We start from the raw sequence: 7,113 nt of genomic DNA, 5'->3' as shown, positions 1-7,113 counted from the left end.
CGTCTAAGGTTGAGAAAGGTTCATCCATGAAGAGTATGGGAGGATCGAGGGATAACGCTCGGGCTATAGCGACTCTAATTTGCATACCAACACTGAGCTGCCAGGGGTAATATTCCTTAAATTTAGTTAAACCGACTGTATCGAGTAAGTGGTCTACCCGATCTTGATACGTATGTCGAGACTGTTCGTGAACCTCCAGTGGCAGCTCGATATTCTCTCGTACAGTCCGCCACTCAAATAAGTTAGGCGTGCGAAAAATGATGCCAAATTTACGGCGCAGACGCACTTCCTTGGGGTGCTCTTTCTGAATCGTAATCTGCCCACTGGAGGGCTGTAAGAGATCAGCCATAAGTCGAAGCAACGTTGATTTGCCGCAACCTGAAGGTCCTAATAACGTGACGAATTCATTCTGCCCAACATCGAAGGTAATGTTCTGAAGGACGGTCACTTGCCTCCCTTTTTTGCCGAACACCATACCGACGCCATCCAACGAAATTTCCACTTTCTGACAGGAAAAGTCTGAATCCACCGGGCTCCTCCTTCTATCCGTTGATCATCGCGTTATCTATCTGTGAGTATTAGTAACCCTATATGTTATATTATATCTCGAATTTCATCATTTTCATTATACATTCTGTTCCTAAATTAGCATTGATATTTGACATAGTGTAAAATCATATGTTTAATTCTGTATCATGGGTTCGCAGGTTAGTTACATAGCCTTCTTTTTGTTTACATAACTAATGTTTTGTAAACAAATCATCAACTTAGCCTTCATATCCATATATTGTTCATATTCTCTATTTCTTCAATTTGATAGAATGTCTAAGTAAACACATTCGACATCTAGGAGGAAGACTATGAAAAAGATCATTCTTACAACAGTTGTTGCTACGAGTCTCATGTTCAGTGGAATCGCGAATGCCGCGCCCGCCAATTCGTACATAGCTACGGATTCCGACACCTTCTGGTCCATTTCACAGAAGTTTAATGTGCCCTTATCCGATCTTATCGCAAGTAATCCAAAAGTGAATGCAGATAACATTTATGAAGGTGTTAACATTTCTATTCCTTCGAAAGCGACTCCCAAAGCTAGCTGGGAAGTCAAAGCCGATGCGATTATCGCAATTGGGATGAAGCAGCTTGGTGTACCTTATGTTTTTGGCGGCAGCACACCTTATGTGGCCTTTGATTGTTCGGGTTTTGTACAATATGCGTTTAATCAACAAGGATTTAATTTGCTTCATTCTGCAGCTTTACAAAGTCAATTAGGAACACCTGTGGAGAAGAGCCACCTTCGTAAAGGAGATTTAGTTTTTCTACAAGGAACCTACACAACTGGTGTTTCCCATGTCGCTATCTATCTAGGCAATAATCAAATTCTTCAAGCAGGAACAATGGGAACCAGAGAAGTGAAAGTCAGTACTTTGTTTGGTACGCCCTATTATGATGCGCATTATTGGGGAGCACGCCGTTTGATTAACTGACTACGCACGAAGGACAAAAAAGGCAGGCATGCGCCGCCTTTTTTGTCCTTCGTGCGCTAGCGCGCAGAAGCCGATGGGGCTTCTTCCCTTGCGCACATTTTTTGTGCGCTAGCGCCCGACGGCCGGTGGAGCTACTTCCCTTGCGCACATTTTTTGTGCGCTAGTGCACGACTGCCGGTGGAGCTACTTYCCTTGCGCACATTTTTTGTGCGCTAGCGCCCGACTGCCGGTGGAGCTTCTTCCCTTGCGCACATTTTTTGTGCGCTAGCGCCGACTGCTGGTGGCGCTTCTTCCCTTGCGCACATTTTTTKTGCGCTAGCGCCCATCGGCCGGTGGAGCTTCTTCCCTTGCGCACATTTTTTGTGCGCTAGCGCCCGACGGCCGGTGGAGCTACTTCCCTTGCGCACATTTTTTGTGCGCTAGCGCACGAAGATCCAGAGCCGTCCTCACAGGATAAGGCGTCTAACTAGAAATATATCCAACTTCATATTTGACACATATACATTCTAATAGTTCAAAAAAGCCGGTATTTACCGGCCTTTCCCTTATTTTGTCCATCATTTCACTACGATCTAACCCGTGACGGTTGGTTCTAAAACAGTCAGTTTATTCGCGTACGTATCGAGTTCAGCCATAGCGCCAATGGGAATGGCAGCTTTGTATAAGCCATGGGCCGTACTAAAGTTAGTCAAAAGCGGTTTCCCTAAAGGCGCGATTATCCCCGCAATTAAATCATTATAGGACGTCGCATAGGACGTGGTACAATTCGTGCATTGTCCCATCACAATCCCMACGCAATCTCGAAATTTCCCCGCCAAAATTAATTGCGTCAAATAGCGATATATTGCATTCGTCGGTTCATGCGTCTCTTCGATGACAATTATTTTACCCAATGTATCTACTTCAAAAGGTGTCCCAAGCGTCCCAACGAATGAGGTGAGATTCCCACCAACAATTCGCCCTCTCACCGTACCCTTCACTAGGCCATTCAACGGCATACTAGGTGGATTTTGAATGACTCTTGGGCTTACAAGCGTGGAAGTCGCCGCATAAAATTGATCGAAATTATAGGCTGGTGTATTGGAGTTAAAATCAATCAACAACAGACTTTGAAACGTAATGAGATTCGCAAATTGAAATAAAATATTTAACAAAATCGTAATATCACTGTATCCCGTAACGATTTTTGGATGACTATTAATGAGGTGATAATCGAGAAGTGGCAAAATATCCTTAACCCCTGTACCACCACGTGTTGGGAGAATCATACTTACATTTGGATTGACAAACATACTCATTAGGTCTTCCGCTCGCTGTGCTGCCGTCGCTGCAACGATCCCTCCATACGCATATGTGTATTTGCCCACGACAACATTAAATCCCATGTCTCCGAGTGTCCCTATTCTAGCATCAATCGTGCTCGCATCAAGTGGGCTTCCTAAAGTAACAATGCCAATGGTATCTCCACTTTGTAAGATGGGTGGGCGTATTGCCATCGCTATACCTCCTACCAATGACATTGTGTGAAAAGGAACTTCCCCTCAATCCCTTTTATGCTCCGAATTAGCGAATTATGACAACATCCTTAGATTCCCATACCGACTGGAATAAATGCGGAAACACGATTCATGGCTTCCTGCTTTTGTTTATCCCCTACGTGCGTGTATATTTGCGTCGTTTGAATACTGGCATGTCCAAGCAACTCTTGCAGCGTTCGAATATCCGTGCCTGCTAACACTTGCATCGTTGCAAATGTATGCCTTAGCTTATGGCTGGAGAATGATTTCCCTCGCAGCTCCATATATTGCCCTTTTAATTGCTCAAATTGCTTCTCTGCAATCGATTGAATCATTCGTATGCTAATACGCCGACCGAATTGTGATACAAAGAACGGCTGCTCGCTCCCACTCCTCGCCTCCAGTCGCTCAACGAGTGCGCGCTCAAGCACCTGAACGATTTCACTAGGAAGCGGGATGACACGCCACTTGCGTCCTTTCCCTAAGACCATCAATGAATTCGTGCCGCGATTAAAATCCGAAACGTTCATACGATGCAATTCACTGACGCGAAGCCCCGCATAGCTCATCAATAGGAACATCGCTACATTGCGAATCTGGTATTTCCCTTCGATGGATTGAAGAAAGACAGAAAGCAGCTCCTCACTCAGAAAGGTCGGAACGGAATTTTTCTCTACCTTCGATTTCTTGACTGCGATAGAAGGATTGTACTTCACCATCTGCAATTCGATGAGTGCTGAGAAAAATGTTCGGATCGATGAGAGGTAGCGATTCCTCGCAGCATCTCCTGCCCCACCTTGTCGCATCTTCGTCAAGAAGCGCATGATATCAATCGCTTCAATCGTAGACAACTCTTTCTCTCCAAGGCTCGTCAGAAATAAACGAACATCTCCTAAGTACGCTTGTTGTGTTCGTTTCGTGAACCCCTGATCCTTCATCCAGGTATCAAAAAGCTCCAAATAGTCGTCATCATATGTGAATCTAGTGTCCATTCTAGTAAACTCCGTTCGTTACAAACTAAATTGCGTTAAATATAGATTTAGTGCAATTTTCTGACATGAAAAATCGCTTATTCTTTAGACTCAGAACCAGTTTCGATCCACTGATAATTACTAGAGTTAAGAATAAGCGTAATGTTGGAAAAATCTCAGAAGTACCTATTAATCCCGCGGATACTCCACCTTCATAATATCCATAAACGGCACCTTATCCAGCTCGCCTTTACAATCCATATGTACTCTTCCTGTACGTGAATCCATCGTCGAGATCGTGCCTCGCACGGTTTCTTCGCGTCCCCAAACCGTTAGCACAATCTCGGAGTTCTCCATCTTCGCTTCCGACAACTGGTTCCCGATTTCTTCTAATACAAATTCATCGCGTGTTGGCCGTTTCGCTACTTTTGCTTTTGCCATCCCCTATTCTCCTCCATGTTCCGTCAGTTGGACGGCGTAATAATTTCTTTCACGCGACCAACTTGGCCATCCGTGAGTCTTACTTTTATACCATGAGGATGTGTAGGTGAGTTCGTTAATAAATCCTTCACGATCCCGCGTGTAAGTTTCCCGCTTCGTTGGTCTTGCTTTAACACAATGTTCACTTCTCTGCCAGGTACAACGTCTTTCCGATTTTGTCCATTCATGCTGCCTAAGTCGCCTGCTTTCATGCCATAATGTTGATTCATTATACCATAGTTTCCCCATCTACCCCATCTCGATGARGGATTTTACCACGAATATTTAATTAATGTCATTAATAATTCATCTCATTAAATTAAAATATTGCACACAAAAAACGGGAATCCTAAGATTCCTCGCCTTTTAAGACAGCCTTCTCTGCTGATTCATCGCTTTTTCTTGAAAAATAGGGGATTAACAAGGCGCTTGAGAAACTAAAGATCATGACAGCCTTAAATACGTATCCATCAAAATCCTGAATCCCGAGGATCAATGCCAGTAGGAACATTCTTGAAATAACAAGGATGAGTTCCCGCCATACCATCACTCTCGTTTGATGAATCGGTTCTAATGGATAGGTCACAAGAAATTGTCGGGAACTCCAAATTGTGCCGAAGAAAAACAATCCGATCGTCGTTAGTATGTTGGAAAGAATCAGAATCAAAGGTGTCGGGAATAACGCTAACAAGAAACCTGCCGCCGCGGCTGCCATCCCAAAGGTTAACCATTTATTGTCACTTATCTTACGCGTACGACTAAAACGTCGATAGATGAATACACAGGCAATCGTGAACGATGTGTACATAATTTGCAACAATGCAATGTTGAGCTTATCTTGTGTGACCGAAAAGGTAAAGATCAGTGAGAATATCCCCTGAAACTGAATGAAAAATCCGCCGGCAACAAGCGAAGGAATCATCCATTTCAATTGGGGAGTTGCAAATACTTGACCCAAGCGGAACTTACGAAAAACGGGTTCATTCGCTTCTTTTAACGAAATAGGTGGAACGAAATACGATGTGAAAATCATAAGTGCGATGAAGAAGAACATAATGAAGAAGGACGCAGTGAATCCCATCCATCACGGAGCCTATCGTAAATTTAGATAGAAGATTGGCACCGTACATGAAGGCCACTCCCCAAGCTAGGAACATAACGAGATTAAACCACGCAACGTCGAAGATTTGATTTCCTTTTTCCCAAATAAAAAGATTAATAAATATGCCCATATAGTTAAAAATAATGCCAGAACTTATATTCATCCATAATAGTCGTTTTAATGCGGTCGTCATGTTGTCCACTCTTTCAGAACGAATTTTTAGAATTTTTATAAACTAGTTACGTAGGCATTAATTCTCCCTTATAATGAACATATACGAAAGTTTATGCGGTTTAACTTTCACAATCATATCACGGAGTCCGTTCGGAAGGAATGTATGTTATGCCTAGGTTCATGGACGATACGATAAGTCCTTATCCACTTCGAATCATTACTTTACCTATCGACGCTAGTAAATTAAAGCTGCAATCCCTACGGATTCAACATGTCGGACATCTGCCTGGGCGGATTATGTTTCGTGGACATGCCAAATTCGAAAGCTTTGCCATTGTATATATCGCAGGGGGCAAGGGAACTTACCGAGTCAATGAGGGACCGGTTCAAAAAGTGGAAAGCGGCAGCCTATTCTTCTTCCGGCCAAATCAAGTTTATCAATATGGCCCTGATCCCGGAGGCTTCTGGGATGAGTATTATTTTACGCTCGAAGGCAGCCGAGTGAAGGAATGGCAGAACAGTTGGTTGACCGATTTAGATCAAGTGAAGCAGGTTGGTTATGAGGATGCTGCCCAGCATAATCGAATTGAGCGAATATTCATCGCAATGGAAAGCGGCATTCCTGCTAATATTGATCGAGCAGCATTACTTATTGAATCATTACTATTTGAATTCATTCAGCGGGCGGAAGCCACAACGGAAACAACGAAGTCGGGACAATTCATCAATCTTATCAATGAGCTCAGTGATTCGTTATATCAACCATTTGATGCACATAGCATTGCGAAACGACATCACATTTCACTTTCTACCCTTCGTAGAATCGTTAGTGATTATTCCGGTTATCCGCTAAATACCTATATGCATAGAATGAAAATGGCGGAAGCCAAAAATATTTTACTGAATACGTCGAATTCCGTAAAGGAAATTGCCGACTCGCTTGGTTATAAAGACGTCTTCTATTTCTCGCGTATTTTCAAAAAGTATGTAGGCGTCTCCCCTCATATCTTCCGAAATACGATGCACACCTAGTCACAAAAATTTCCGACTACCTAGCACGACTTGTCACATTGCCGCATATGATAGATTGAAAGCAAATCTTCGTATGTGGGGGTGAATCAGACATGGCACTTACACTATCGGGTTTAATGCTTTATGCAATGTGGCTTGTCTTGGGAGTCATGGGTCTTAGCTTTGTAGTAGACTTGTTCAAATCGTTCTCATCTGGCACGTTTTCCAGTTCTACGATTACAAATTACTTGAGAGATCTTTTGTACTTTGTGTTCCCTTTATTCTTACTTTCCAACATGATGCCGCTAGATCATACCGATTTCATTATCAAAATCGCCTATTATATCGGTGTGCTTGGCGTCCTCTACAAT

Annotated in this window: 9 protein-coding genes; 3 read left to right on the top strand and 6 right to left on the bottom strand. The window is 43.2% G+C overall.

The window, feature by feature from the left end; all coding sequences use genetic code 11:
- The coding region (locus AC1DLM_RS34055; protein ID WP_477572458.1) for an ABC transporter ATP-binding protein at window positions 1-529 on the bottom strand (529 nt) is incomplete at its 3' end.
- Between the two features lie 331 nt (window positions 530-860).
- On the opposite strand from AC1DLM_RS34055, the gene AC1DLM_RS34050 reads away from it, so the two are divergent.
- The gene (locus AC1DLM_RS34050; protein WP_477572457.1) at window positions 861-1,487 is read left to right on the top strand and encodes a C40 family peptidase; all 627 of its coding nucleotides are present in this window, start codon (window positions 861-863) and stop codon (window positions 1,485-1,487) included.
- Window positions 1,488-2,059: 572 nt separating this feature from the next.
- Here AC1DLM_RS34050 and AC1DLM_RS34045 read toward each other — a convergent pair.
- The 5 genes from AC1DLM_RS34045 to AC1DLM_RS34025 all read right to left on the bottom strand — a co-directional run bounded on the left by AC1DLM_RS34045 (window position 2,060) and on the right by AC1DLM_RS34025 (window position 5,536).
- Complete coding sequence (locus AC1DLM_RS34045) at window positions 2,060-2,983, bottom strand: S66 peptidase family protein (RefSeq protein WP_477572456.1); 924 nt, start codon at window positions 2,981-2,983, stop codon at window positions 2,060-2,062.
- 89 nt (window positions 2,984-3,072) lie between these two features.
- On the bottom strand, window positions 3,073-3,996 hold the full coding sequence (locus AC1DLM_RS34040) for a tyrosine-type recombinase/integrase (RefSeq protein WP_477572455.1): 924 nt from the start codon (window positions 3,994-3,996) through the stop codon (window positions 3,073-3,075).
- A 168-nt stretch (window positions 3,997-4,164) separates the two neighbouring features.
- Window positions 4,165-4,416, bottom strand: coding sequence for a YolD-like family protein (locus AC1DLM_RS34035; protein WP_056625207.1), 252 nt, complete (start codon window positions 4,414-4,416; stop codon window positions 4,165-4,167).
- 23 nt (window positions 4,417-4,439) lie between these two features.
- Window positions 4,440-4,643 carry a YwbE family protein gene (locus tag AC1DLM_RS34030; RefSeq protein WP_056625563.1) on the bottom strand — a complete coding sequence of 68 codons (204 nt, stop codon included), beginning with the start codon at window positions 4,641-4,643 and terminating at the stop codon, window positions 4,440-4,442.
- A gap of 161 nt (window positions 4,644-4,804) precedes the next feature.
- Window positions 4,805-5,536, bottom strand: coding sequence for a hypothetical protein (locus AC1DLM_RS34025; RefSeq protein WP_477572454.1), 732 nt, complete (start codon window positions 5,534-5,536; stop codon window positions 4,805-4,807).
- A gap of 363 nt (window positions 5,537-5,899) precedes the next feature.
- Here AC1DLM_RS34025 and AC1DLM_RS34020 point away from each other — a divergent pair, with 363 nt between their 5' ends.
- Window positions 5,900-6,763: an AraC family transcriptional regulator gene (locus AC1DLM_RS34020; protein WP_477572453.1), complete on the top strand. Its 864-nt coding sequence runs from the start codon at window positions 5,900-5,902 to the stop codon at window positions 6,761-6,763.
- A gap of 92 nt (window positions 6,764-6,855) precedes the next feature.
- The coding region (locus AC1DLM_RS34015; protein WP_477572452.1) for a hypothetical protein at window positions 6,856-7,113 on the top strand (258 nt) is incomplete at its 3' end.

The organism is Paenibacillus sp. 01T442 (assembly GCF_056398345.1).
Note: the sequence above shows the minus strand (reverse complement) of the source record. Positions and strands in the feature narration are given on the sequence as shown.

Coding starts and splice junctions, on each gene's coding strand:
- AC1DLM_RS34050 (WP_477572457.1), top strand. CDS start 861: ATGAAAAAGATCATTCTTACAACAGTTGTTGCTACGAGTCTCATGTTC.
- AC1DLM_RS34040 (WP_477572455.1), bottom strand. CDS start 3,996: ATGGACACTAGATTCACATATGATGACGACTATTTGGAGCTTTTTGAT.
- AC1DLM_RS34035 (WP_056625207.1), bottom strand. CDS start 4,416: ATGGCAAAAGCAAAAGTAGCGAAACGGCCAACACGCGATGAATTTGTA.
- AC1DLM_RS34030 (WP_056625563.1), bottom strand. CDS start 4,643: ATGAATGGACAAAATCGGAAAGACGTTGTACCTGGCAGAGAAGTGAAC.
- AC1DLM_RS34025 (WP_477572454.1), bottom strand. CDS start 5,536: ATGGGATTCACTGCGTCCTTCTTCATTATGTTCTTCTTCATCGCACTT.
- AC1DLM_RS34020 (WP_477572453.1), top strand. CDS start 5,900: ATGCCTAGGTTCATGGACGATACGATAAGTCCTTATCCACTTCGAATC.